Source organism: Fodinibius sp. GM108 (assembly GCF_058386985.1).
Genome location: NZ_JBYEIR010000003.1, coordinates 275,647 through 299,557 on the forward strand (window position 1 = coordinate 275,647; position 23,911 = coordinate 299,557).

At 43.4% G+C, this 23,911-nt stretch carries 26 protein-coding genes, 1 tRNA gene and 1 pseudogene; 15 read left to right on the forward strand and 13 right to left on the reverse strand.

Annotated elements, in window-relative coordinates; genetic code table 11:
• Nucleotides 1–204: 204 nt before the first annotated feature.
• The 6 genes and pseudogenes from ACT3ID_RS07095 to ACT3ID_RS07120 form a co-directional block, all read left to right on the forward strand.
• Nucleotides 205–615 (forward strand): annotated as a pseudogene (locus ACT3ID_RS07095) (YdeI/OmpD-associated family protein); the annotation flags it as partial.
• 82 nt (nt 616–697) lie between these two features.
• Entirely contained in the window at nt 698–1,075 is a 378-nt protein-coding gene (locus tag ACT3ID_RS07100) for a VOC family protein (protein WP_491541307.1), read from the forward strand.
• A gap of 27 nt (nt 1,076–1,102) precedes the next feature.
• On the forward strand, nt 1,103–1,462 hold the full coding sequence (locus ACT3ID_RS07105) for a YciI family protein (RefSeq protein ID WP_491541308.1): 360 nt from the start codon (nt 1,103–1,105) through the stop codon (nt 1,460–1,462).
• A gap of 245 nt (nt 1,463–1,707) precedes the next feature.
• On the forward strand, nt 1,708–2,952 hold the full coding sequence (locus ACT3ID_RS07110; RefSeq protein ID WP_491541309.1) for an RNA polymerase sigma factor: 1,245 nt from the start codon (nt 1,708–1,710) through the stop codon (nt 2,950–2,952).
• A gap of 144 nt (nt 2,953–3,096) precedes the next feature.
• Entirely contained in the window at nt 3,097–3,417 is a 321-nt protein-coding gene (locus ACT3ID_RS07115; RefSeq protein WP_491541310.1) for an antibiotic biosynthesis monooxygenase, read from the forward strand.
• A 532-nt stretch (nt 3,418–3,949) separates the two neighbouring features.
• Nucleotides 3,950–4,174 (forward strand): hypothetical protein, encoded by a 225-nt coding sequence (locus ACT3ID_RS07120; RefSeq protein WP_491541311.1) that lies wholly within the window; start codon nt 3,950–3,952, stop codon nt 4,172–4,174.
• Between the two features lie 111 nt (nt 4,175–4,285).
• Here ACT3ID_RS07120 and ACT3ID_RS07125 read toward each other — a convergent pair whose 3' ends face one another.
• The gene (locus ACT3ID_RS07125; RefSeq protein ID WP_491541312.1) at nt 4,286–4,657 is read right to left on the reverse strand and encodes a response regulator; all 372 of its coding nucleotides are present in this window, start codon (nt 4,655–4,657) and stop codon (nt 4,286–4,288) included.
• Between the two features lie 187 nt (nt 4,658–4,844).
• Between ACT3ID_RS07125 and ACT3ID_RS07130 the strand changes: the two genes are divergently transcribed.
• The 6 genes from ACT3ID_RS07130 to ACT3ID_RS07155 all read left to right on the forward strand — a co-directional run bounded on the left by ACT3ID_RS07130 (nt 4,845) and on the right by ACT3ID_RS07155 (nt 8,798).
• The gene (locus ACT3ID_RS07130) at nt 4,845–5,096 is read left to right on the forward strand and encodes a helix-turn-helix domain-containing protein (RefSeq protein ID WP_491541313.1); all 252 of its coding nucleotides are present in this window, start codon (nt 4,845–4,847) and stop codon (nt 5,094–5,096) included.
• A gap of 489 nt (nt 5,097–5,585) precedes the next feature.
• Nucleotides 5,586–5,999 (forward strand): VOC family protein, encoded by a 414-nt coding sequence (locus tag ACT3ID_RS07135; RefSeq protein WP_491541314.1) that lies wholly within the window; start codon nt 5,586–5,588, stop codon nt 5,997–5,999.
• 69 nt (nt 6,000–6,068) lie between these two features.
• Nucleotides 6,069–7,319 carry an RNA polymerase sigma factor gene (locus tag ACT3ID_RS07140; RefSeq protein WP_491541315.1) on the forward strand — a complete coding sequence of 417 codons (1,251 nt, stop codon included), beginning with the start codon at nt 6,069–6,071 and terminating at the stop codon, nt 7,317–7,319.
• A 131-nt stretch (nt 7,320–7,450) separates the two neighbouring features.
• Nucleotides 7,451–7,852 (forward strand): DoxX family protein, encoded by a 402-nt coding sequence (locus ACT3ID_RS07145; RefSeq protein WP_491541316.1) that lies wholly within the window; start codon nt 7,451–7,453, stop codon nt 7,850–7,852.
• A gap of 138 nt (nt 7,853–7,990) precedes the next feature.
• Nucleotides 7,991–8,440, forward strand: coding sequence for a YciI family protein (locus ACT3ID_RS07150; RefSeq protein WP_491541317.1), 450 nt, complete (start codon nt 7,991–7,993; stop codon nt 8,438–8,440).
• A gap of 178 nt (nt 8,441–8,618) precedes the next feature.
• Complete coding sequence (locus ACT3ID_RS07155; RefSeq protein WP_491541318.1) at nt 8,619–8,798, forward strand: hypothetical protein; 180 nt, start codon at nt 8,619–8,621, stop codon at nt 8,796–8,798.
• Between the two features lie 386 nt (nt 8,799–9,184).
• Here the strand turns inward: ACT3ID_RS07155 and ACT3ID_RS07160 are convergent.
• The 7 genes from ACT3ID_RS07160 to ACT3ID_RS07190 all read right to left on the reverse strand — a co-directional run bounded on the left by ACT3ID_RS07160 (nt 9,185) and on the right by ACT3ID_RS07190 (nt 14,496).
• Nucleotides 9,185–9,272: transfer RNA gene (locus tag ACT3ID_RS07160), tRNA-Ser, on the reverse strand.
• A gap of 38 nt (nt 9,273–9,310) precedes the next feature.
• Nucleotides 9,311–9,997, reverse strand: coding sequence for an energy transducer TonB (locus ACT3ID_RS07165; protein WP_491541319.1), 687 nt, complete (start codon nt 9,995–9,997; stop codon nt 9,311–9,313).
• A 21-nt stretch (nt 9,998–10,018) separates the two neighbouring features.
• Nucleotides 10,019–10,747 (reverse strand): lysophospholipid acyltransferase family protein, encoded by a 729-nt coding sequence (locus ACT3ID_RS07170; protein ID WP_491541320.1) that lies wholly within the window; start codon nt 10,745–10,747, stop codon nt 10,019–10,021.
• A 12-nt stretch (nt 10,748–10,759) separates the two neighbouring features.
• Nucleotides 10,760–11,689 carry an N-acetylmuramic acid 6-phosphate etherase gene (gene murQ, locus ACT3ID_RS07175; RefSeq protein WP_491541321.1) on the reverse strand — a complete coding sequence of 310 codons (930 nt, stop codon included), beginning with the start codon at nt 11,687–11,689 and terminating at the stop codon, nt 10,760–10,762.
• A 218-nt stretch (nt 11,690–11,907) separates the two neighbouring features.
• Nucleotides 11,908–12,261: a DUF4260 domain-containing protein gene (locus ACT3ID_RS07180; RefSeq protein WP_491541322.1), complete on the reverse strand. Its 354-nt coding sequence runs from the start codon at nt 12,259–12,261 to the stop codon at nt 11,908–11,910.
• A gap of 7 nt (nt 12,262–12,268) precedes the next feature.
• A complete protein-coding gene (accC, locus tag ACT3ID_RS07185) occupies nt 12,269–13,774 on the reverse strand; it encodes an acetyl-CoA carboxylase biotin carboxylase subunit (RefSeq protein ID WP_491541323.1) in 1,506 nt (501 codons plus the stop codon).
• Nucleotides 13,775–13,782: 8 nt separating this feature from the next.
• Nucleotides 13,783–14,496 (reverse strand): esterase family protein, encoded by a 714-nt coding sequence (locus ACT3ID_RS07190; RefSeq protein ID WP_491541324.1) that lies wholly within the window; start codon nt 14,494–14,496, stop codon nt 13,783–13,785.
• 303 nt (nt 14,497–14,799) lie between these two features.
• Between ACT3ID_RS07190 and ACT3ID_RS07195 the strand changes: the two genes are divergently transcribed.
• The 3 genes from ACT3ID_RS07195 to ACT3ID_RS07205 all read left to right on the forward strand — a co-directional run bounded on the left by ACT3ID_RS07195 (nt 14,800) and on the right by ACT3ID_RS07205 (nt 18,442).
• Nucleotides 14,800–15,282, forward strand: coding sequence for a response regulator (locus ACT3ID_RS07195; protein ID WP_491541325.1), 483 nt, complete (start codon nt 14,800–14,802; stop codon nt 15,280–15,282).
• A gap of 480 nt (nt 15,283–15,762) precedes the next feature.
• The gene (locus tag ACT3ID_RS07200; protein ID WP_491541326.1) at nt 15,763–17,031 is read left to right on the forward strand and encodes a TIGR00341 family protein; all 1,269 of its coding nucleotides are present in this window, start codon (nt 15,763–15,765) and stop codon (nt 17,029–17,031) included.
• 442 nt (nt 17,032–17,473) lie between these two features.
• Nucleotides 17,474–18,442, forward strand: a complete 969-nt coding sequence (locus ACT3ID_RS07205; RefSeq protein ID WP_491541327.1) for a phosphoribosylaminoimidazolesuccinocarboxamide synthase — start codon at nt 17,474–17,476, stop codon at nt 18,440–18,442.
• Nucleotides 18,443–18,643: 201 nt separating this feature from the next.
• Here ACT3ID_RS07205 and ACT3ID_RS07210 read toward each other — a convergent pair whose 3' ends face one another.
• The 5 genes from ACT3ID_RS07210 to ACT3ID_RS07230 all read right to left on the reverse strand — a co-directional run bounded on the left by ACT3ID_RS07210 (nt 18,644) and on the right by ACT3ID_RS07230 (nt 23,721).
• Nucleotides 18,644–18,856, reverse strand: a complete 213-nt coding sequence (locus ACT3ID_RS07210; RefSeq protein WP_491541328.1) for an anti-sigma factor — start codon at nt 18,854–18,856, stop codon at nt 18,644–18,646.
• A 61-nt stretch (nt 18,857–18,917) separates the two neighbouring features.
• Nucleotides 18,918–19,532 carry a sigma-70 family RNA polymerase sigma factor gene (locus ACT3ID_RS07215; protein WP_491541329.1) on the reverse strand — a complete coding sequence of 205 codons (615 nt, stop codon included), beginning with the start codon at nt 19,530–19,532 and terminating at the stop codon, nt 18,918–18,920.
• Nucleotides 19,533–19,596: 64 nt separating this feature from the next.
• The gene (gene holA, locus ACT3ID_RS07220; RefSeq protein WP_491541330.1) at nt 19,597–20,661 is read right to left on the reverse strand and encodes a DNA polymerase III subunit delta; all 1,065 of its coding nucleotides are present in this window, start codon (nt 20,659–20,661) and stop codon (nt 19,597–19,599) included.
• Nucleotides 20,662–20,742: 81 nt separating this feature from the next.
• Complete coding sequence (locus ACT3ID_RS07225) at nt 20,743–22,239, reverse strand: asparagine--tRNA ligase (protein ID WP_491541331.1); 1,497 nt, start codon at nt 22,237–22,239, stop codon at nt 20,743–20,745.
• 222 nt (nt 22,240–22,461) lie between these two features.
• The gene (locus ACT3ID_RS07230; protein WP_491541332.1) at nt 22,462–23,721 is read right to left on the reverse strand and encodes a M16 family metallopeptidase; all 1,260 of its coding nucleotides are present in this window, start codon (nt 23,719–23,721) and stop codon (nt 22,462–22,464) included.
• Nucleotides 23,722–23,911 lie beyond the last annotated feature (190 nt).

A 23,911-nucleotide genomic window follows, 5' to 3' on the forward strand; every position in this document is an offset into this window, starting at 1 on the left:
AATTACCGCATTTAATTTTTAACACAGGCTCTAAAAATTCAGTACTACAATATCTGCAGTTAAATATGGATGAAGTTTCTCTATGATCTTTAGGAGCAATTTTGTCCAGGTTTAACGAACTACAGTCTGGGCAATATTCTTCAATAGAAAAAGTGTTATTAGAGCAATTTTGACAAAGATGCACTACATCCACAAAAGATCCGGAAAGAATACTGTGCGCTTATGTTTTTTAAAGGAGTCTTGTTAGAGGATCCTCAAAATATTCTGGAGAAGCCCGGAGAGAATTCGAGAGTAGCGCGCCGGATTCCATTCACCAGTATTGAGGAAATAGTCGAAATGGAAGCTGTCTTGAAGGCCTACATTAATGAAGCTATTGAAGCAGAAAAAGCCGGTTTGGAAGTGGATGTAGAAGAGAAAACAGAACCTATTCCTGAAGAATTTCAAAAGAAATTAGATGAAAATCCTGACTTAAAGACTGCCTTTAATGATTTGACGCCCGGGCGGCAAAGAGGATACATACTGTATTTTTCTGATGCCAAACAATCCAAAACCCGGAAGCGAAGGGTTGAAAAATATGTGGATAAAATTCTCAGTGGAAAGGGATTACGGGAATAAAATTTAAATGTCCAATTTTGGCTGTCTCAATCATTATAAGAGTGTAATACAAACACTCAACTTCAAATTAAAAAGGAGATTTATGCAGGCAGTTAACAACTTTATGATGTTCTCCATGGCCGTAAACGATATGCCAAAAGCGAAAGAGTTTTACAATGATAAACTCGGCCTGGAAGTCGTAACGGACTCCCAGCAGGACGAGGATAACAGATGGGTAACGCTGGAGTTTCCCGGTGGCGGAACTTCTATTACCCTCACGACTTTTTATGAAAACATGAAACCAGGCACTATGAAACTTTATTTTGCGACATCCAACGTAGCAGATCTGCACAAAGAGCTCGCTGGCAAGGGCGTTAAAGTCAATGACGTCAAAAACGATTTATACGGTCCGGGCTCTGGAGTAAAGTGGTTTGACCTTGAAGATCCTGACGGCAATCAGGTGCTCTTGGTACAGGCGTAATCCATAAACCTTTAAAACACACACAAAATGAAAGAATTCATGTTATTATTCCGACAACCGAGCTATGACTACAGTGACGTCTCTAAAGAAGAGATGGCAGCCCTTTCAAAAAAATGGACAAAGTGGTGGAAAGGCATCGAGAAACAGGGGAAATTGTCCAGTCGAGGCCCGCGTTTGGCGATGGAAGGCAAAGTGCTAAAACCCGGCGGCGTAGTCACCGACGGCCCATTTGTAGAGATAAAAGAAAAACTGGGTAGCTTTATTATCGTAAAGGCAGAAGACCTGGAAGAAGCTACAACCTTGGCGCACGGCTGTCCGGCGCTGGACCAGGGCGGCAGTGTTGAAATTCGCCCCCTTGGGAATCCATGGACAGGAACAAAAGGATAAAAGTTTGTGAAGCACAAGAAAGTGTTACATGGAAAAAGAATTGGAACAGAATTCGTCCACCACGCTCGCAAAACTTCTGGTTACTGCGAGTCGCTGGAGCAAGCCCACTGACCGATGACCGTAGACGGTAGGCCGCAGCACATGCATTTTCACAGCCGTCGCTGGTCCGCCGTCAAAAATCAACAATAATCTTTATATCAGAAATCGTTGACTATTCCAATCGTTAACATCGGTTTTACTGAAACATGCAAGAAGAACAGCAGACCATAAAGCAGTTATTTCACCAAGAGTTCTCAAAGATGGTTGCTGTCATCAGCAAGCTTTATGGATTATCTAATATTCAACTTGCTGAAGATGTCGTAAGTGAAACCTTTCTTCAGGCGGCAGAAACATGGGGAATTGAAGGTAAGCCGGAAAATCCGACGGCCTGGTTGTATGTGGTGGCCAAAAGAAAAGCCCTGTATCATTTCCGCCGGAAAAAAATCTTCGACGATAAAATATCTCCTGAGCTGACGTTAAGACGGGAACAGGATCATGGGATACCGGAGCCTGATTTTTCGCTACAGAATATAAAAGACAGTCAGCTGCAAATGCTCTTTGCAGTGTGTCACCCCGCCATTGCCAGTGAAGCCCAAATTGGACTGGCTTTGCGTACCCTTTGCGGCTTTGGCATTGATGAAATCGCCGAGGCTTTTTTATCCAACAAAGATACTATCAACAAGAGATTATACCGGGCAAGGAAGAAATTGCGTACCCAAGGCATCAAGATGGAACTTCCCCCGAAGGATGAAATTACAGAACGACTCGATAGTGTCCTGCATATTATTTACCTCCTTTTTAATGAAGGGTATTATTCCAAAACGCAAAATCAAATTTTACGTAGAGATCTCTGCCTGGAAGCTATGCGGCTGGGCCTGTTGCTAACCGAGTATGAGCAAACCAATCAACCCAAAACAAATGCGCTGGTAGCTCTCATGTGCTTTCATGCTTCCCGGTTTGATGCCCGTCAAACCGCAGAGGACTCTATCGTTCTGTATGAGCAGCAAGATGAAGAATTGTGGGATACGGCACTGATCAAACAGGGTATGCACTTTTTGGATCGATCGGCACACGGGGATGAGGTCAGTTCTTACCATCTGGAATCGCGCATTGCATATTGGCATTGTATCAAAGAAGATACCCCCGAAAAGTGGGAAGAGATTCTCCAGCTATACGGTCAGCTTCTGAAGATCAACTACTCTCCAACTGTTGCCCTCAACAGAGTTTATGCACTATACAAGGTAAAAGGAGCAGAAGCCGCAATTACGGAAGCAGAGAAACTGGGTCTGCAGGACAACCATTTCTACTTTGTCCTTATGGGTGAGCTTTACAAAGATATTGATACGGAAAAAGCTAAGAGGCATTTTCAAAAAGCCCGGTCTTTGGCCAAAACCGATTCGGAAAAACAAGTCATCCAGGAAAAAATTAGTGAGCTCACACAAATTTCCTAATTATATGCTACTTTTGCCGACCCGGATAACAATGGTGTCTTGCTCACCTCCTATTTTATAGGTATTCTTTCGTTTCACGCAAATTATGATATCAGCCACCTAAGCACGAGCGAAAAATAGTTATAACCACAAACATGAAAACTCATGATTGGAAGAATATGGCACGGATGGACATATCCTGATGATGCAGACCGTTACGAACAACTCCTTCGGGAAGAAATTATTCCGGAAATTGCTGCCGAAAAGATAGCTGGCTATGCAGGTATCCAACTGCTTCGCCGTCCACTCGAAGAAGAGATTGAATTCATTACTATCATGTGGTTCGATTCGTTGGAAGCTGTAAAACAGTTTGCTGGTGAGGATTACGAGTATGCTTATGTCCCTGACAAAGCGCAAGCGCTGCTAACAAGATTTGATGAGCACTCCCAACATTATGAGATGAAAGAGCACCGGGAATATCAGTAAGTGCTTTATATCCACTTAATCTTACAGTAAAACTCTTCAAAAATAGATTTTACCATGTCTGATTCATCAAAATATTTTTTTCTACCCTTGGCGGTATTTGCTTTATCCACTTTACTATCGAGTTTCCTTATTCTATACCAGGGCAACAAGTTCAATCTCTCTGCCAGTAGCTTTGGTCTTTATTTAATCTTCTCTTTCGATTATGCTCTTTACAGGCATTGTTTCTCTGATGAAGAGACAGCTGCTGAAGCTAAAGCGTGATGAATCAGAATTTGCAAACAGAATCAGAAAAGCTAAAGAAACTAAATATAATATGGTAGTAACGTGCAACCTTCCGCTGAAAGCCATCCGTGCTGATTAAGCACGTTCAAGCTCTCTTTCCCGCCCAAAATGGTACTTAGTGTCAAGAAATTCCTATCGGATTTGAAATTTAATAAATATTCACTATTCTATATTAATAAATATCAAGTAGGAGAATATTTTTTTTAAAAAATAGGGCTTTAGGGAAATCATAACTTAAAATATTTTAGTTATGGGTATTGATATCATCAGGTGCAGAAAAGAGATGCTTCTATTGGCTAATCAACTAAAAATGAATGAGCAAAAACAACAAAACAGAAATGGCGAGATTGACCAACTAAAAAAGGAAAAGTTTATTCATCAAGCTTCGGCAATTATGATAGAAGATAGTACATACAGTAAAAAAACCATTGTCAAGGCTAGGATAAGCTTGATATTCCATCCAGTAAATTTTTAGGGCTTCTTTTCATTTTATTACATCATCCAAGAGCAGTTGGTAATATCTGCTCTCTAAGAAGTACATGCTGGATAAGAGTAATATCAGGGGACCCAGTTAAAGCCGACGATACTAAATAATCCTCTTCCGGATAGTTGTACAAAGAATATCTAAACTTTCAGTCTTTGTATGATAAGCCACAGCACCAGCCTGTAACATACCGTTGATAGCAAATTCATGGTTATGCAGTGAGAACCCGATGATCACCGCCTGATTGCTGTTGGCTATGATTTCCTTCGTAGCTGCAATGCCATCCATCTTAGGCATATTAATATCCATCAAAATCACATCTGGTGAAAGTTCATGTGAAAATTCAACAGCTTCCACTCCATTCGTTGCTTCAGCTATTACCACGAAATCATCCTCTCTCTCAAGTCTGTTTCTGGTAACCTGTCGCATCAACGGGTGGTCATCTGCAATCAATATCCTAATTTTCCGTCTCACTTCTTTACTATTTTATAGCTAAAGTGGCCTTAGTCACTCATAAAGGTCCATTCTTTTTTAGCCACATCTTACCTATCAATGTAAGCCATCAAAATGGAACACATAACTCCTGTTAACCATTTAAACCCAGTCACTTTGTGGGCTATAGCCCGTGGCCTAAAAATACAGTTTCCTCTTTCTTTACCAAATGAAAAAAGAAAAGGAGATAGCGAAAGGTTTCGGTGCAATTGTAAGAGAATTACGACGTGAGAGGAGTATATCACAAGAAAAACTAGCAGAAATAGGCAACCTGGACAGATCTTACGTTTCTGAAGTTGAGAACGGATACAAAATCCCCTCTATCATAACCGTTTCAAAAATAGCAAGTGCACTAGGTGTCAGGCCAAGTAAATTATTTCAGTTGGTTGAAAAAAGAAGTGACATCGATTTTGACTTGTAGATGGTATTTGTCCGTAATTATTTCTACCAGCTATTTTACAGGTGATTTAGTCCTATATTAAAAAAGTATTGGGTTAACTAACCAAGTGTAAAATCGGTGGATATATTTGATATAATTTCACACTGGTTTGTCCCTCCTTAAAAAAGCTGTAAAGCTTATTTGCCGTATATTAAATATTCAAGTACCCGTCTTCCTCTATCGATTTAATTCCCAGATTTCATCAACAAAATAAGCTAATAGTCAGTGGAAATGATTTTCTTTTTTCAAATTTAGTATTCTCTCTTAGTGTTATTTTAGGAATCATTCTTCATTATCCTTTACACTTACTGGCAAAGCAAGAAATCTAATCTTTATTATTCAATAAAACTTCAAAAAGAGAAGATATGTATGTCGCAATTAACCCGTTAAGATGTCGTATTTCCACTCTGATAATAACCTCCCAAATCCATACAATGCAAGTATCAATTTTAATTAATGACGAGCAATTATATGAAACCAAAAAAAGTTTGGGCAAACCTGTCGGTAGAAGATGTGGAAAGAACCCATGAGTTTTACAAAGCATTGGGGTTCAAACCTAATGGAGAGTTTCCCAATCAATATGAATTGGCCAGCTTTTTGGTCGGTGAGGACGATTTCGTGGTCCATTTCTTCTCGAGAGATAGTGATCAGTTTAAGAAATCAATAGGAGGCGAAATAGCCGATTTGAGCCAGGGTAATGAAGTGATGTTCACCCTTTCGGCAGACAGCAAGGAAGAAGTAGACCAATGGGCCGAAACAGTCAAAAAAGCTGGTGGGGCTATTTTCAGTGAGCCTCAGGAAATATTTCAGAAGGGGTGGTACGGATGCGGTTTTGCAGACCCGGACGGTCATAAATGGAATGTGTTTTACAACGGTAATATGTAGACTAAACTTCATTAAAGACCTTTTGACAAGTAAAAGCAGCGTGAATAATCTAAAAGCGAATGAACGATCATGCAAAATTCTCCTGACCATATCCCTCAGCTACTGGACAAGATTTATCGTAAAGAGTCGCGCCGGGTATTTGCTATTCTGATCCGCCTGCTTGGAGATTTTGATCTTGCAGAAGACGCCATGCATGATGCTTTCAAAGCAGCACTGGAACAATGGGAGGAAAAAGGTATCCCTTCTAATCCGAGAGCCTGGCTTATTTCCACCGGCCGGTTTAAAGCGATCGATCGTATGCGACGTCAGTCAAGATTCGACCCGTTGCAGACGGAACGTGCCCGACAAATTGAAGCCGATACGGACGACCCATCTGCCCAGGTGGATAAAAAGATCGATGATGATATACTCCGTCTTATCTTCACCTGCTGTCACCCTGTCCTCTCTTCCGACGCACGTGTGGCCATGACCCTGCGCGAGGTTTGTGATCTGACTACGGAAGAGATCGCCCGTGCTTTTCTGGTCAAACCTCCTACCCTGGCACAACGAATTGTCCGGGCCAAGGCAAAAATCCGTGAGACGAACATACCATTTGAAGTACCGCCGGAGCATGAACTGTCGGACCGGCTCGAGCCCGTACTTCAGGTCATTTACCTGGTATTCAACGAAGGCTATTACGCATCATCGGGCGAATCAGTGACCCGCATCGACCTTACAAGTGAATCTATCCGTCTCGGACGTCTGCTGTTTGATCTGCTGCCCGATCCGGAAATTCGGGGACTGCTTGCCCTAATGCTGCTGCATGAATCCCGACGACCGGCCCGCACAACCCCAGAGGGCGATCTCGTTCTTCTGGAAGATCAGGACCGTTCGCTTTGGGATCACGACATGATTGAGGAGGGATTATCACTGGTGAAGCAGGCTTTTTCATCCAGCAGGATCGGTCCCTATACCCTGCAGGCCGCTATCGCAGCCGTGCACGCCGAGGCAAAGATTTCCGATAATACGGATTGGGCACAGGTTGTCGGATTGTATAGCCTGTTACTGCGTATAAATCCCTCTCCTGTTATTGAATTAAACCATGCCGTCGCCATAGCTATGTGTGAGGGTCCTGCGGCAGGATTGCAACAGGTAGACGAAATTTTGGATCGCGGGGAGTTAACCGACTACCATCTTGCCTACTCGGCCCGGGCGGAGCTGTTGTGCAAACTGGATCGGACAAAAGAAGCCCGGGCATCATGGGAACACGCCCTTAACCTCGCACAACAGGAACCGGAACAGCGATTTATCGAACGAAAGCTTGTGGAACTGGCTGGATAACTCAAACTCACAACGTATCCCCCGGAAAAATAATTTAAAAGAATTATCTATCTGCTGTCGATTTCTTCGTCTGCCGTTCGACTACCTGGTGAACACAACAAAGTCAAATCCCAAAATATCAAGGGACTATCATGAAAAAAATCAAAATTGTTTATTGGACAGTTACCATTCTTTTCGTGCTGGCCATGTTGCAATCCGGAATTGCACAACTAATACCGACTCAAGGAAGCAGGGAAGTTTTCACCCTTCTGGGATACCCAATGTACCTGTTAACTATCCTGGGAGTAGCCAAAATTTTAGGAGCGATTATATTAGTTCTGGAAACATTTAAAACGATTAAGGAATGGGCTTACGCCGGCTTCGCATTTGATTTCATAGGAGCATCTGCCTCTGGAATTTATGTTGGAGAGATATTAGTGGTCATTGTTCCATTGGTATATCTTGCAGTTATGTTTCTATCGTATTTTCTGTGGAAAAAAATGGGGCAATCAAAAATAGCCGATATCAGAACACAAGTTGCAGGTAGTCATTAACCTAATTTGAGATAGGTAAGAAGGCCGTAATTAAAATCAATCTTTTTTTTAAATCCGGTGTCGATTTCCACCGATGCTGTTCGACTACTTAATGAGTACCAACTATAAATTCCAATTAAATATATAGGAGACACAACCATGAAGTTTATGATGTTTATGATCCCAAAAGTCTATCAACCCGGTACCCCTGATGATGAAAAAGCAGGTGAAGAATTTGCACCCCCTGCCGAAGCGATTGAGGCGATGATGAAATTCAATGAAGAACTGGCAAATGCCGGTGTCCTTGTTGCGCTCGACGGGTTACATCCCGATACGAGAGGTGCACGAGTGTCATTCAAAGGCGAAGAACCTACAGTAACCGACGGACCATTTGCAGAGGCCAAGGAGGTCATCGGCGGCTATTGGGTGATCGACGTAAACTCGAAAGAGGAAGCCGTTGAATGGGCCACAAAATGTCCCGCCGCCGAGGGTGACGTTATTGAGATTCGCCAGATATTTGAAGAAGAGGACTTTCCGGAAGAGATCCGCGATACGGTGGATAATCCGGCTGTAAAAGAAGCTATTGAACGCAGTAAGGCAAAACAGTAAGCTTTAAAACAGATTTGAGAACGTTTAAGAGTTAAGAATCATCTTATAAAGCTGTCAGCATTCAGCTATCAGCAGTGGCAGTATTGACAAGGCTGATAGCTGACTGACCGCTGAACAAACGTGTCAAATTCATAAACCACACAGGTGGATCGCTATGAAATACATTTGCCTTGGCTATATGGATGAAGAAGTTTGGGAAACAATGTCTGAAAGCGAACAAAATACTTTTATAGATGAGTGTTTTATATACGACGACGAATTGCGGGAGAATGGTCACCTCGCAGGCGGTGAAAATACAGGCCATTTAAATTCAATCAGAAAGGGTGTTATGTCTTCCATAAAACTTGTTTCCAATTAACTTAAGAATTTGAAAAATCCAGCTGTGGGCTTAAAAATCAACATTTTACAATTGTAACAATTCTAACCATTTCTTATGAGAGATGCAGGTACATTTAAAAAGCGGGGGCGATTAGACCCCGCCTATTTCTATTAGGAAGCTTTGATTCTCCTCCTCAACTCCTTGAAATCATTCGTTAATTTATGGGTTTGTTACTCTGGAGTAGTGTTCTGTGGAACGGCTATCGGAATGACCCATCATCTTTTGAACAGACTCAATAGGCATACCGTGGCCAAGCGTAATTGCCGTGGCAAAGGTTATGACGTGCCACGTGAGTCTTTAGCCTCTTAGCACTATGAGCGTTTAAGGTAGGTTTGCCCTCCGATGTTCGTCGAAAAGCGAATTTGCGGAGAGGGAGGGATTCGAACCCTCGGTACGCGCTAGACGCACACACGCTTTCCAAGCGTGCGCCTTCGACCGCTCGGCCACCTCTCCAAAACAGAACGCAAATATAGGTTAAAATGCGACTGATATCAATTGGAAAATCCGAAAGTAAATATCTGTCTCGTGTACGCTTTAACGGGCTCACCATTTTTTGTGGCAGGACGAAATCGCCACTGCAGAGCGGCATTGAGAGTGGCACCGGTCAGTCCGTACCCGATACTCTCCACATCTCTCACTTCCCCGGTACTACGGTCATAAAGCTTGATTTGGGAGATCGTCGCCTCTTCCACCCTTCCCTCTTTATCAACCAAAAAGTTAACCCATATTTCGGCTTTAATATTTTCTTTCTTGGCCTTATCTGGGACGGTAGGTTCCACAATCCGTACAACGTTGGGCGGCGACTGCGGATTAGCAACAGGCTCGTCTGATTCACCTTCATCCCCCATAGCCAGCGACAGCGTATCGGAGCTTTCAACTATATTCAGATCGTCTATCTCCTCTATCTCATCTTCAATGATCTCATCGGTAGGTTCGGGAATCGGAATTTGGGGTCTGGGAGGAGACGCCGGCTGGGTTGCCTGTTCCGTCCTTACAATATCTTCAATGGCCAGCACATCCTCTGAAAAATCATCCCGGTTTACCTCTCTGCCGGATTCGGATACCGGCCAGAAGTTAAAAAACGCGAGGGCAATAACTTCTGCCGCAATAACACACGCCAACATACGATTGCGATATTGTGACTCTCCCCGATCGGTATTTTTGAATTTGCCATCCAAATATAATGTACCTTTTTACAGTTAATCGATTGACCGCAACAGTTCCAATTTCTCTTTAATTAACAAATATACCGCATCTTTTATTTCTTTTTCGGATTCGTACTGCTCCGGCGAAATCGGATCCAGTACCGAAATAGTAAAATGTTGGCTAAACGCTACTCTCCAGCTTCCGGATGGCATTGCCTGATAACCGCCGTCTAACACCACAGGCAAAATATTAAAGTTATATCGCTTGGCTAGTGTAAACGCGCCGTTCTTGAACTGCTTAAGGTCGCCCGTCCTGGTTCTGGTGCCTTCGGGAAAAATCATTCCCGGAATCCCCTCTTTTATGGGATCAACAAGCTTGTCAATTTTTTGGGCTGAGCGCAAACTGCGGCGGTCAATAGCTATTTGCCCGGTCATGAAAATAATCCAACCAAAAACAGGAATCCGAAACAGACCTTTCTTGGCTATCCACTTCATCGTCCAGGGCAACCTGTACAGCAGCGGTAAGTCTAAAAAGCTTTGGTGATTGGCTACCACTATTGTCGGCTGTGATATTTTTTTGGGATCAGCGCCCGTGATTTCTAATGACCAGCCCGGATTAATTTTGAGCATGCACCAGGCCAGTCCGCGCAATACGTTATTGGGAATGCGATTGTATCGATCGAATGGGAATGTCAACAGATACAGCAGAGCTACCAAGACAAAAAAGATACAGATAAATATCGCCCAAAAAATCCATATAACAATACTGAAAATGGTTTTCATGGAGCATGCTTATTACCTGTTAATATTCTGCAGTGCACGCCGAATAAAGCCGTCATGTTCATCCAGTTTCTTTTTTGCCTCTTCGCTGTTGAGATCTCCCAGTGCCATTACTAGCGCGGTTTTTACATGACCGCCGGCAGCTTCCAGGAACTGGTCAGCCTGATCATAATCGACCTCGGCAAACATCATAATGATTCGCTTGGCCCGCTCGTGCAGCTTCTGGTTGGAGAGCTGCAGGTCCACCATCACGTTTTCATATACTTTCCCGCGCCTGATGTTTGCCCCGGTCGTAATCATATTCAGCACCATCTTCTGGGCGGTTGCACTCTTCATACGTGTACTGCCCATCACTACTTCGGGACCAACGGGGATATCGATAAGTACATCCACATCGATCGTGATTTGGGAGCCCGGCACTGTTGTTACAAAAATGGTATGGCAGCCTTTTTCCCGGGCTTCTTTAAGTGCACCATGCACATAGGGCGTTCGTCCGCTGGCGGCCAACCCGCAGACAACATCTTTTTCATTCAAATCTTCATCCCGGAGCGCATTGCGGCCGTTCTCCTCATAGTCTTCGGCCCCTTCCTGGGCCACAAAAACGGCATCTTTACCGCCGGCGATAAGTCCGATCACCTGGCTCGGCTCGGATCCGAATGTAGGCGGACATTCTGCGGCATCGAGAATCCCCAGGCGTCCGCTGGTGCCCGCTCCGGCATAGATCAGGCGCCCGCCCTTCTCAAAGGCATCTTTAACCAGATCAATAGCTTTGGCAATCTCCGGCAGTTTTTTCTCAACTTCGTTTGCTACTTTTTTATCCTCTTCGTTGATAAGCCGGGCGATCTCCAGGGAATCAGCCAGATCAATCTCTCTGGTGTTGGGATTTCGCTGTTCGGTATCCAGTTTTTTTAACTGACTAAAAAGCCGTTGATCGTTGTTATCCACTTTAGAAAATTGATGTTAAGGGTTCAATTGATTTGAAGCTATACATGATTGTGCAATAGAAATCCCTCCTTGAGGAGGGTGGGCCAATCCACCAGATGGAGGATTGGATCGGGAGGTGTCCATTTCATCGATTACACCCTCGTCCCGACAGCCGTCGGGACACTCCCCTCTAGGGGAGATTATTAAATTGCCAAAAACTAAAATAAAGAATTGAGTTATCATTTTTTACCGATCTGTCCCAAGTGAGTGTGGTAAAAGGAATCCGTAAACTTCAGTCCGTAACCGAAAATGCGATCCATGGAAGCGTGGCCAAACAATATTGCGCCGATAAGTTCCAGATACTGTTCACCGGCAAGATATCCAATCCCAAAAACCACAACAGCTATACCTTTATGATGAAACAAATTATAGAGTAATGCTCCGAACCGACTGTTGATGCCATAGCCTGCCATTGAAATATCGGGAACAAGCAACAGGACCGGGAACCACCACCAGGCAAATCCGCTGTGCATAAACATCAGCAGCGATAGTAAAAACATACCCAGCTCTTCGAGTTTAATGATATTTTTCATCTGCAGCTTACCGTTTGCGGCGCTCCCACCACCGGGAGTTTGTGCTGTTATCGGATGTTTGTCGGAGCTTCTGCTGTTCCTCAGCGCTTCCATTTTCCAGCTTTAACAACGAGGCCGCCAACGCTTTCACCTTGTTATCGAGCATATTTTCAGCGTCTAACTTTTCAGCGCTGAAATGATCGGGCACAAAATGGGTATCGTAATTCCCGGTGACAAAGGATTCGTGGTTAAGCACATACCTGCAAAACGGTATCGTCGTCCTGCAGCCGGCGATCTCGTACTCTTCCAGAGCCCTCAGCATACGCTTGATGGCGTGCTTCCGGTCGTTGCCGTACGTGCAAAGCTTTGATATCATAGGATCATAATTAATGGTGATCTCCTGCCCTTCTTCAACTCCGGAATCCACACGCACGCCGTTGCCCGATGGAATCCTATGCTTGGTCAACGTACCGGTACTGGGCAGAAAATTATCGCGCGGATCTTCGGCATAAATACGACTCTCGATGGCGTGTCCCTTCATGGTGATATCCTCCTGGGAGAGCGGAAGTTTTTTTCCTTCAGCAACCAGAATCTGCAAAGCTACCAGATCATGTCCGGTAATAAGCTCCGTAACAGGGTGTTCAACCTGCAGCCGCGTATTCATCTCGAGAAAGTAGAAGTTGCGGTCGGCGTCCACCAGAAACTCGATCGTGCCGGCATTGACATAATCTACAGCTTCGGCTGCCGCCTTGGCCGCCTGTGCCATTTCATCCCGCAATTCATCCGTAAGAATAGAACACGGGGCTTCCTCGATTACTTTCTGATGCCGCCGCTGAATAGAGCATTCGCGGTCAAATACGTGGAGCACATTTCCGTGCTCGTCGGCAATAATCTGAAACTCCACGTGCCGCGGCTCGACAAGATACTTTTCAATATAGACGCGGTCATCGCCAAAAGCATTCCGAGCCTCCGACTTTGCCGCTTTAATACCAGACTTAAACTCATCCTTGTTCTCAACGATGCGCATGCCCTTGCCCCCACCGCCGGCAGCTGCCTTTACCAACACAGGATAACCGATCTCATCGGCGATTTTTTCGGCTTCTTCTATGTTTTTGAGTTCTTTTTTTGTGCCTGGTGGAAAAGGGACATCCGCCTTGCTCATCAGTTCACGGGCAGCGGTTTTATCCCCCATAAGCCTAATAGCTTTGGCACGCGGACCAATAAAAATGATGTCTTCTTCCTCACAACGCTCCGAGAAATCACCGTTCTCGCTCAAAAATCCATATCCCGGATGAATAGCATCAGCGGCGGTATCTTTGGCAGCTTCAATAATTTTGTCAATATCAAGATAGCTCTCCGAAGAAGCAGCCGGACCAATATGGACCGACTCATCGGCCTGCAATACGTGCGGAGCTTCGGCATCGGGCGTCGAATATACAGCCACCGTTTTCTTGTCGAGCTCTTTACAGGTTCGAATAATGCGCAGTGCGATTTCGCCGCGGTTGGCGACTAGAATTTTATTAATCTCTGGCATAGTATGTCTTAAATGATGTGTGTCTTTAGCATTCGAGGCCATAAATCCCATTCATCACGATCTTCGATGCCCCAAATATCCAGCTCGTGTTCTATAAATTTCATACGCAGAACGTTACTCATCCGCTGGGCATCATCCTGGCGATCATCAGCTTCGTAGCTGACCAATCTAAAATCAATATCGCGAATTTTATTCAGGGTCGGCTGATTGTTCAGGTTGGGTACAAAATCCATCGGATTATTGTAATACACTTCATCACTGTAAAATCCATCCATAAAACGATTAATGTCATAAATGCCACTTATTCCAACTGCTTTTCCGAACTCAGCGGGATGTTTAAGCGCAGTCGTTATAGCATGGTATCCTCCCAAATCAATACCGGCGATGATGATAAAATGATTGTTATTCTCTTCGCGAATAAATGGCACGACCTCTTCAACCAGGTATGATTCATACTGTTTTTGACGGATCATTCGCTGGTTGGGCGAAGCCGTTTCGTTTAAAAAACTCTCTTTGTCAACGGATGAAAGACAATACAACTGGTTAAACCCGTTCTCCAGCTGATATGAAATGCCGTCAATCATTCCGAATTTCTCCCATTGACTGCAAGTAGCTCCTCTTGTTGGTAATCCGATAATAGGTGTTCCCGACTGACCATAAACAGTCAGCTCCATCTCTTTCCCGAGACTGGGACTTGCCCATTTTTCTGTTTTCTCTTTCATTCTTCTCCTTTCAGTTAGTCTGTCTATAAAAATTGGAATGGAATATAACAGTTCCGAACGTCATGTGTAAAAATCGTTCTCTCATCCTCCTCTTTTCTATTGATATAGTGACGAGTTTTCCTGCTTGTTACAACAGGTAGGAAAATAGGCAGAAGATCATGAAAAAAGGATATCCGGTGAGTTGTATTAAATTTATTACAAAAATACTACCGCTTTAACTACAGATATTTAAATAAAATGGAACAATATTGTTGTTTCGTCATATAAATCTTCAATAAACGCTAATATTAAGTTTATTTCGTGTTGGAACAGAAAATTAAAGTACTGGTTGCAGATAATCACCCGTTAATGCGTCATGTCATCAAGGATACTCTTGAATATGAAGATGATATGATAGTAATAGCTGAAGCAACTGATGGTAAAGAAGCTGTTGATCTCGTAAGAGAAGTTTCTCCTGATGTTATATTGATGGATGTGGATATGCCGAAAAAGAATGGTATAACGGCTACAAAAGAGATTATGAGCGGTAAAAACAAGCCAAAAGTTATAGGATTTTCAGCCAGTATTGACCAAGACATTAAAAGAAATCTGCTGGAAGCCGGCGCCGTGGGTTTTCTATCGAAGAGTGATATTAATATTCTTTGCGCTACTATTCGGAAAGAATTGTTAACAGCACGAGAGTACAAACGCTCTAAGTCAGAAAATAGAAGTAGCAGTATTTCCGATAATTTTTCAAATAAAGGGAAAGTAAATAGACTGCAGAGATTTTTTAAGGCACTGAAATAAAATCTTGGAAGATGTTGATCAAATGATATTCTAACGTTATACAGTATAATCTGCTACATTGACTCAATACTGAGCATATCTTTTTTCAATAAGAGATTCTTCAACATCAAAAGGTCAAACATCCAGATCCTTCATATAGAGTAAACAGCTCCCCTCCTTGACATGTTACTGTAGTTAACTCCTCTGCTTACGAGTGGCAAAAGCCATATAATTTATGACTGAAGTGGAGTTTAGGAACAGCAAATTTTGCAAATCTGTTATCCCTTTCTCTGAATAGTGAACTTTGTAAAACCATCTAATATCATGCTGACTCCTGTCTGCAAATCGATTCAGGACCTTCAACATCTATAAGCGATTATTCATAAAAAGCTTTTATATGCCCTTAGTAATAGCTCTGAAATAAATGCAGAGGTCAACTTAGTATTTTACAAAGCACTATAAATAGTAAGTCAAGAGTGTACAATTAAGCCAGTCAAATTTATGAGAGCACTAATCACTCAGGTTCCCAATGGAAAAGGAAAAGAGATCTTAGAAAAAGCAAAGCAGCTAAACGGAAAAAATATCTCGTTACTCAACGGCTTGGATGACGAGGGAGAAGTTGATATCGTGTTTGCTTCTTTCTCAAATAGCAAGGTTGAGCACTTCATTGCTGAAATGAATGATATCAAGGATGCACACATCACGCTTATTCCACGGGGTGTGATGGCTTTGTATCCTCCTCATGATGAAGCACCCGATCAGGTTACAGATGTCGAAATGCGAAGCCCTATCGAGATCTTTCTATCCGGGCTGCAAAGTATTGGGGCATGGAAAGGCTTCATTGGTTATGCCATTATTACCAGCATTGTTGTTTGGATAGGATTATTCACAAACACCAGCTATCTGTTGGTAGCTGCAATGCTTATCGCCCCGTTTGCCGGACCGGCTATGAATACAGCTATTGCAACTGCGCGCGGAGACTGGCCTCTTCTTAGACAGGGTATGATCAGGTATTTTGTCTCAATTTTCATCACAATAGCCGGAACCTTTCTGCTGAGCCTTATATTGCAGCAGGATATCGCCACTCCGCTAATGGTTGACAGAAGCCAAATTTCTACCGTAGCTGTTCTCTTGGCGCTGGCTGCCGGAGCCGCAGGTGCATTAAACCTTGTGCAATCCGAACGAGATAGCCTGGTATCGGGAGCGGCCGTAGGCATGTTGGTTGCCGCTTCTCTGGCTCCTCCCGCAGGTATTGTGGGGATGGCGCTTGCCATTGGAAAATGGGAAATGGCCACCAGCGGTGTGTTTTTATTATTCCTCCAGCTTATCGGGATCAATCTTACCGGTAGTTTAGTGTTCAGGTTTTTCGGCATCAATATTAGCGGAACGAAATATAGCAGAGGTAAAAAGAGTATCTTTATATCGAGCCTCTTTATTACCACTATCTTGCTTGGAGCAATTCTGTACCTGCAGCTGCATCAATCTCCCGATTTACAGCGTTCCAGTCGTGCCCAGCGTGCAAACGCCGAAATACAGAATATTATAGAAGCTGATAATACGGTAAATCTAATCGAATCGAGTGTACGATTTACGCGAGCTGACATCAGTGAACAAAATTCTCTGTTGTGCATTCTTTATGTTCAAAAAGAATCGGGCAGTACCGAAGCTGAAGAATCTATCAAGGAAAATATCAAAACTGCAATTCAACAAGGTCTGGCAAAGTTTAATGTGGTGCCATTAATTGATATTACAGTGATTGATCCGCCATAGTAAAACAATGTCATCCTATGCTTATGAGAATCCTAATGGCGGATTAAGCCGATATTCCTGCTGGTACAAATTACAAACTTGCACCAGTTTAGGTGATCGGTCATGATAGATAACGAGGCTGTTTTTTGATGCGCTTATGTTTTACACCCTTCGTCCGTCCTGAGAACCGTCGGACATACACTTCGCCACGTCGCTATAGCTATGAGGCGTCGGCGACCCTCAAGGGAAGATGAATTGTTGCTGTATTTCATTGCTCGTTCCGAAGCTCCTGCTTCGGAACGCCCCCGCTAAGAAGCTCTGCTTCTAATAATAGATTACATTCCCAAGTGGGAACTTAAGAATGAGATAAAATGGTATTTTTATTTAAATAATAAATTTCAAATTCTTCCCAGCTTTTATCATTTTCTACGGGACTTATGGCTTTAATTTCAAATTTTATCCAGTGAGTAATTCAACAATAAACCAGCAAGCGCTCAAAAACTGTATTACCAAAACGGATGTTCCCGGCTATCCTGAACCATACCGGGGAAAGGTGCGTGATGTCTATTCCCTTGCCGATGACAGACTGGCCATCGTGGCCAGTGATCGAATTTCGGCTTTCGATCACATTATGAAACAAGCGATTCCTTACAAGGGACAGATTCTTAATTCGCTGGCTGCTTTTGCCTTTAACAAAGTTGATGATATAGTAGCTACGCATGTTATTGATGTGCCACATCCGAATGTGACAATTGCCAAAAAGTGCGAGCCCATCCCGATTGAAGTTGTAATCAGAGCATGTCTTACAGGACATGCTGCCCGGGTCTATAAATCGGGTAAGCGCACGCTTTGTGGCGTTGATCTGCCGGATGGTATGGTTGAGAATGAAAAATTTGAGGAACCGATCCTCACTCCTGCTACCAAAGCCGAAGAAGGACATGACGAGGATATATCCGAAAAGGAAATTCTGGACCGCGAGATAGTCGACCCTGATATCTGGGCCGAAATCCGGGAGAAAGCGTTCCGTGTTTTTGAGCGGGGACAGCAGATTGCTAATGATCAGGGTCTTATTCTCGTGGATACGAAGTACGAATTCGGTCTGTATAATGGAGAGGTCACTCTTATTGATGAGGTCCATACCGCCGATTCTTCTCGTTATTTTTATGCGGATGGATATGAGGAGCGTCTCAAAAAAGGTGAACCTCAAAAACAGCTGTCAAAAGAGTTTTTACGCGAATGGCTGATGGATCACAACTTTCAGGGAAAAGAAGGTCAAACACTGCCAGATCTGCCGGATGAATTTCGCATGAAAGTCTACCGGCGATATACTGAACTATTTGAAAAGCTAACTGGTCAGGATTTTGAACCCACTCCTTTGGATATAGATACTTTTAACAATGAACTAAAAAGTATTTTTGATCAGTATAGATAAAAAAGATGCCACCTCTTGAAAGATGGCATCTCTTATCAAACATTATAGAGAGGGAATGTTTGATTTGTCATCGGGATCAACGTATGCAAATAGGCTAGCCGCCTGTTAAAGTATCTCTGATCCACAATCTATCCAGGGCTACGGAATAAGATTAATGGATGCTAAAATCGTCTCAGGGATTAAATTGATATCCCTGCTAACTTAAGCCGTGACAGAAGGAATATCGATTCTGTCGGCGAAATGTGCCAAGGCTTTCTTGCCCTTCATTGCCTTGCGGGCGAACCTTCGCTCATCGTCATTATCGGATAAATACTCTTCAAAAGCCTGTCGTTCTACACGACTTAAATTTCCATCGAGGTAATCCGTCAAAAACTCTGTGAGAATCTCGTCACAGTCGAATGCAGTAGATTTCATAATAAGAGGGTAATAGATTATCAACAAGTTCAAGTACCTTTTCTATTACCCTCTTACTGAGCTATGCAGAAATTGTTTCCGGATAAACGTAATTTTCTAATAATTCTTGCAATTGGGCTCGTCCGCGGTTGATACGCGACTTAACAGTACCCATAGGCAGATCCGCAATTTCAGAAATTTCTTCATACGATAACTGCTGAATATCTCTCAGTACCACTACTTCACGGAAGTCTTCGCTGAGCTCCATCAATGCCTTTTCAAGCTCATCAATACACATTTTTTCATGTAAAGAGTCGTCAGGAAGAATATCAGTATCTTCCAGTTTCATAGGGCGATCTTCTGAGTCATCTGGATCTTTGTGAATCGTCACAGTTGTCATGCGTTTCTTCTTCTTGTAAAGACTCTTTGCCAGGTTAATGGCTATGGTGTACATCCATGTAGAAAATTTTGCGATACGTTCGTAGGAATGACGACTGCGAAAGACCCGGAAAAATGTTTCCTGCACTAAATCTTCACAGTCTTGGTGATTATGGGTATATCGATATAAAAAGTTGTGTAAGCGATCCTCATATCGCTCAACTAATAAGTTAAAAGCTTGCTCATAACCAGATTGAAATTTCTCCATTAAGTCCTCATCGGACATTTTTTTAAGTTCGGCTCTGGAAATCGCTTGCATAATGACCCCAATATTTTGTTGCAATTAATGATTGCCGGAGTCATCAGCATGATGTTGTATTTTTCTAGCTGATGATCCGTTTGATCATCAGGAGAAGAATCGTTGCGGGGTCCATCTTGGTAAAACCTTTTGAAGCTCTGTCGGCATCCAAGAGTGCTTCAAATATTCTGGGCATCTCGTCCAGCCGAAAAGCTGAAGCGTCTTTCCAAAGCTTATTGAAGTACCAATTGTTATTGATACCTAAGGTATTTTGAACTTGTTGCTTGGAATTACCCTGTCCAGCTAAACGGCGGATTTGCCAGATGTTTGAAAACACATTGTAAAAGAACCCCACGGAACGAATTATCTCTCCCGTGTTCGCTTTAGAGTGTTGCAACATCTGTTCCGCAATAAACAGGGCCTCTTCCAGATTGCGCTCAAACATGGCGTCTTTTAGCTCAAACACCGAATATTCGCGATAAAGACCGATTATTTTTTTTATATGGCTCTCATTGATGGTATCAGAAGTGTCCACAAAAGTGCACACTTTATCTATTTCTGTGGACACTAACTGAAGATTGTTGCCCACATATTGCGCCAGCATCTGGGCAGCCGGCGGCTCTATTTTTTTATTGTGATTTTTTTGCGCCCAACTCATTATCCAATCAGGAAGGCGATAGTCGGGCACTTCTTCAAATTCGTGAAAACCTACATTCTTACTTTTTTTTAGAACTTTGCCAATCTTTGAACGACCGTGCGGTTTTTTAGTATCAATACAGATAAACAACGTAGTAGGATTGGGCTGCTCAAAATATGGAATTAAGTCGTTAACCTCTCCCTCGTAACCCTCGGCATTGGCACCATAACCCTCAAGCTCTTTAAAGTCGCGCAAGATGACTACGCGCTGTTCGGCCATCATTGGATAGCTGCGAATAATCGACAGCACTTTCTCCGGCGTTACATCACGTCCGTAGAGCAGATCAAAGTTAAAATCTTTTTGATCATCGGGGATTAGTCCTTCGACAACCTCCTGCAGCTTATCCAGAAAGAACTCTTCTTCCCCATAGAAAAAATATACGGGCTTCCGGTCCCCTGACTTTAACTCATTCAGGAGCTCGGAATAGAGTTCTATGCTGGTTTTCTTGGCCACCTTGATAGGTTAATTAGTTATCGGTTATTCGAAACAAGTAATACATGATACGTAGTAAACACACGCATTACGCATCATGTATTATGGAGTCAGTCGTCCCATCATACGGGGGAATGGAATCGTTTCACGTACGTGATCCAAACCGCAAAGCCAGGCTACCGTCCGTTCAAGTCCCAGACCAAAGCCGGAGTGCGGCACCGATCCGTATTTGCGCAGATCAAGGTACCAACTGAAAACCTCTTCGTCCAGCCCGTGCTCATTGAGACGCTTTCGAAGTGTTTCCAGATCATCCTCACGCTCACTGCCGCCGATAATTTCGCCGTATCCCTCAGGCGCCAGCATATCACACGCCAGTGCCAACTTTTCATCCTCGGAATCACGCTTCATATAGAAAGCCTTAATTTCAGCCGGATAACGATGTACTAAAATAGGCGTGTTAAACTTCATAGTAAGCAGTGTTTCATCACTGCCGCCAAAGTCTTCTCCCCACTCAAAATTCAGTGCCGATTCTCTCCAGTCGGGAATATTACGAAGATCTTCTTCAATTTCATCAAGCCGCTTGCCGATCTCCTTCACACGCTGATCGATCTGTGCCTTTCGCCACTTTTTGGCCTGTCCCCGTTCTTTCTCGATCTCCTCACGCTCTTCCTTGAGATCTTCCGCTTCCTGCTTACGATCTTCCACCATCTGATCCAGCATCTCAGCCATATCGTCGCTCCTGAGCTGCTCAACAGCCTCGGTATATGAAATGCGGGGAAAACTTTCTTCCGCTGTCTTACGCAATTTCGAAGTATCACGCTCTAAAATTTCGAGCTCCTTGGGACGTCGGTCGAGTACCCGTTTTACAATGAATCGGACGAAATCTTCGGCCAGATCCATGTTCATATTCAGATCATAAAAAGCCATCTCGGGCTCGATCATCCAGAATTCGGTAAGGTGGCGACGCGTCTTGCTTTTTTCGGCTCTGAAAGTGGGACCGAAGGTATAAATCAGTCCATGGGCCATGGCCATCGCTTCGCCATATAACTGACCTGACTGCGTGAGATAAGCCTCATCCTCAAAGTGCTGGGTTTCAAACAGGTTTGTCGTACCCTCGGCAGCATTTCCGGTAAAGATCGGCGCATCCATCTGAACAAAACCGCGCTCTTGGAAAAAAGTGTGGATCGCATAGATAATTTCATTTCGCACGCGCATGGCTGCCCACTGCTTTTGGCTCCGCAGCCAGAGATGCCGATTCTCCATCAGGAAATCAACGCCGTGCTCTTTAGGTGTAATCGGGTAATCCTCGGCTACCTGGTAGATGTTAAGATCGGTAACCTGGAGCTCATATCCGCCAATGCTGCGTTCATCTTCTACTACATTACCAGTTATTTCAAGAGAAGTTTCCTGTCGTAATGCTTCAGTCTGTTCCCAGGCATCCTCACTTACGGCATCCTGTGCTACCACGCACTGACAAATACCGGAACCGTCACGCATTTCAATAAAATAGATACTTCCACTGCTTCGATAATTGTACACCCATCCTTTTAATGTTACTTCTTCATCAACGTGATCAGCCAGATCCTTGATATAAACCATGCTATACTAAATAATTTTATTAATACTTTTGGATAAAAATATTGAGCTCGAAACTAATCATTTCTGATCAGACTCGAAATGCTAACTAGCATATCTCACACAAGTTTTATTGATAAAACTTAATCAATTCAAAACAAGAAGAGGTAGGTCGGGCATCTTGCCCGACCTTAAAAATTTCCAATAGAATACTGACGGGCAGGATGCCTGTCCTACGGGCTAATTTCATGCCGACTCGGGCAATAATAATCCCTCTGAAAACATATCGCTATCGAAGAAATCCCGGGCAAACTCTTGCACCTGATCGGCCTCGACTTCATCTATCTTCTGCTGTAGTTCATCGAGCGTGACAAAGCGGTTAAAATAGATTTCACTTTTGGCCAGGCGCGACATTCGATTGCTCATACTCTCCACCGAAAGCATTAGTTTGCCCTTTAACTGTTCTTTTGCCTCGGACAATTCCTTTTCAGGAATGGGTTCCTGCTTTAACTTGTCGAGTTCGTTTGCAATCAGTTCCCGAACGTGATCTACATAGTCTTTATCCGTACCCACATAAATTCCATAAAGACCTGTATCCTGATAGGATTGATTAAACGACGTTATAGAATAGCAGTAGCCGTATTTTTCGCGCACATTCTGATGTAAACGTGAGCTCATACCACCGCCCAATACCGTATTAGCTAACAACAATCGGTATTTATCATCGTGGTTATAATCCAAGCCCCGCCGACCGACCATAAGATGAGTTTGTTCAATTGGTTTTGTCAGCTTGATATCATCGGGCTCATAATCAGGCAACGGAGGATTTTTATCAACAGTTTCTTTCGGTTCAACTTCGCTGAAATAATCGCTGACAAGATCCACAACTTTTCCATGGTCAACATTTCCAGCTACTGCTACCAGCAAATTGGAGGGCTGATACCGTTCCTCCATATATTGATACAGATCCTGGCGCTCAAATGCCGAAACGGTATCTTCAAATCCGAGTGTTGAATTACCAAGCGGATGTCCTTTGAATATGTGGCCACTGAACTGCTCAAAAAGATAATCATCAGGACTGTCACGATACATCTTCATCTCCTCGATTACCACCTTCTTCTCTTTCTCGATCTCATCGGCGGGAAAAGCCGGATGCAGTACCATATCAGAAAGTACATCCAGCGCGCGTTCAAGCTGAGTATTCAAACAGCGGGAATAATAACAGGTATATTCTGATGAAGTAAATGCATTCAAATATCCGCCAACTGATTCCATACTCATGGCGATATCCAGCGACGAGCGTTTGTCGGTTCCTTTAAATAGCATATGTTCCAGGAAGTGGGTTACGCCGGCCATATTATCAGTTTCATTACGACTGCCGGTTTTTGCCCATATACCTACAGCCACACTTTTAACGCTGTCAACATGCTCGGTAACAATTTTGAGTCCGTTATCCAGTGTGGTCTTATTGACGAAATCGATTTCTTTTAAATTCTGTGTACTCATAGATTAATTTCTTGCTAAAAATTTTATGATCTGGTTCGAGCGTCCGCTCGGTCTTTAATAGCACAAGCGGACGTTTGCGCTATATAATACTGTCTTCAAAAATTCACGCCTCAACATGGATGTCGAGACCACAAGTAGATCAGGATTTTACCCGATGCTAACTGCTATGATAAGCGTCTACTTTATCATC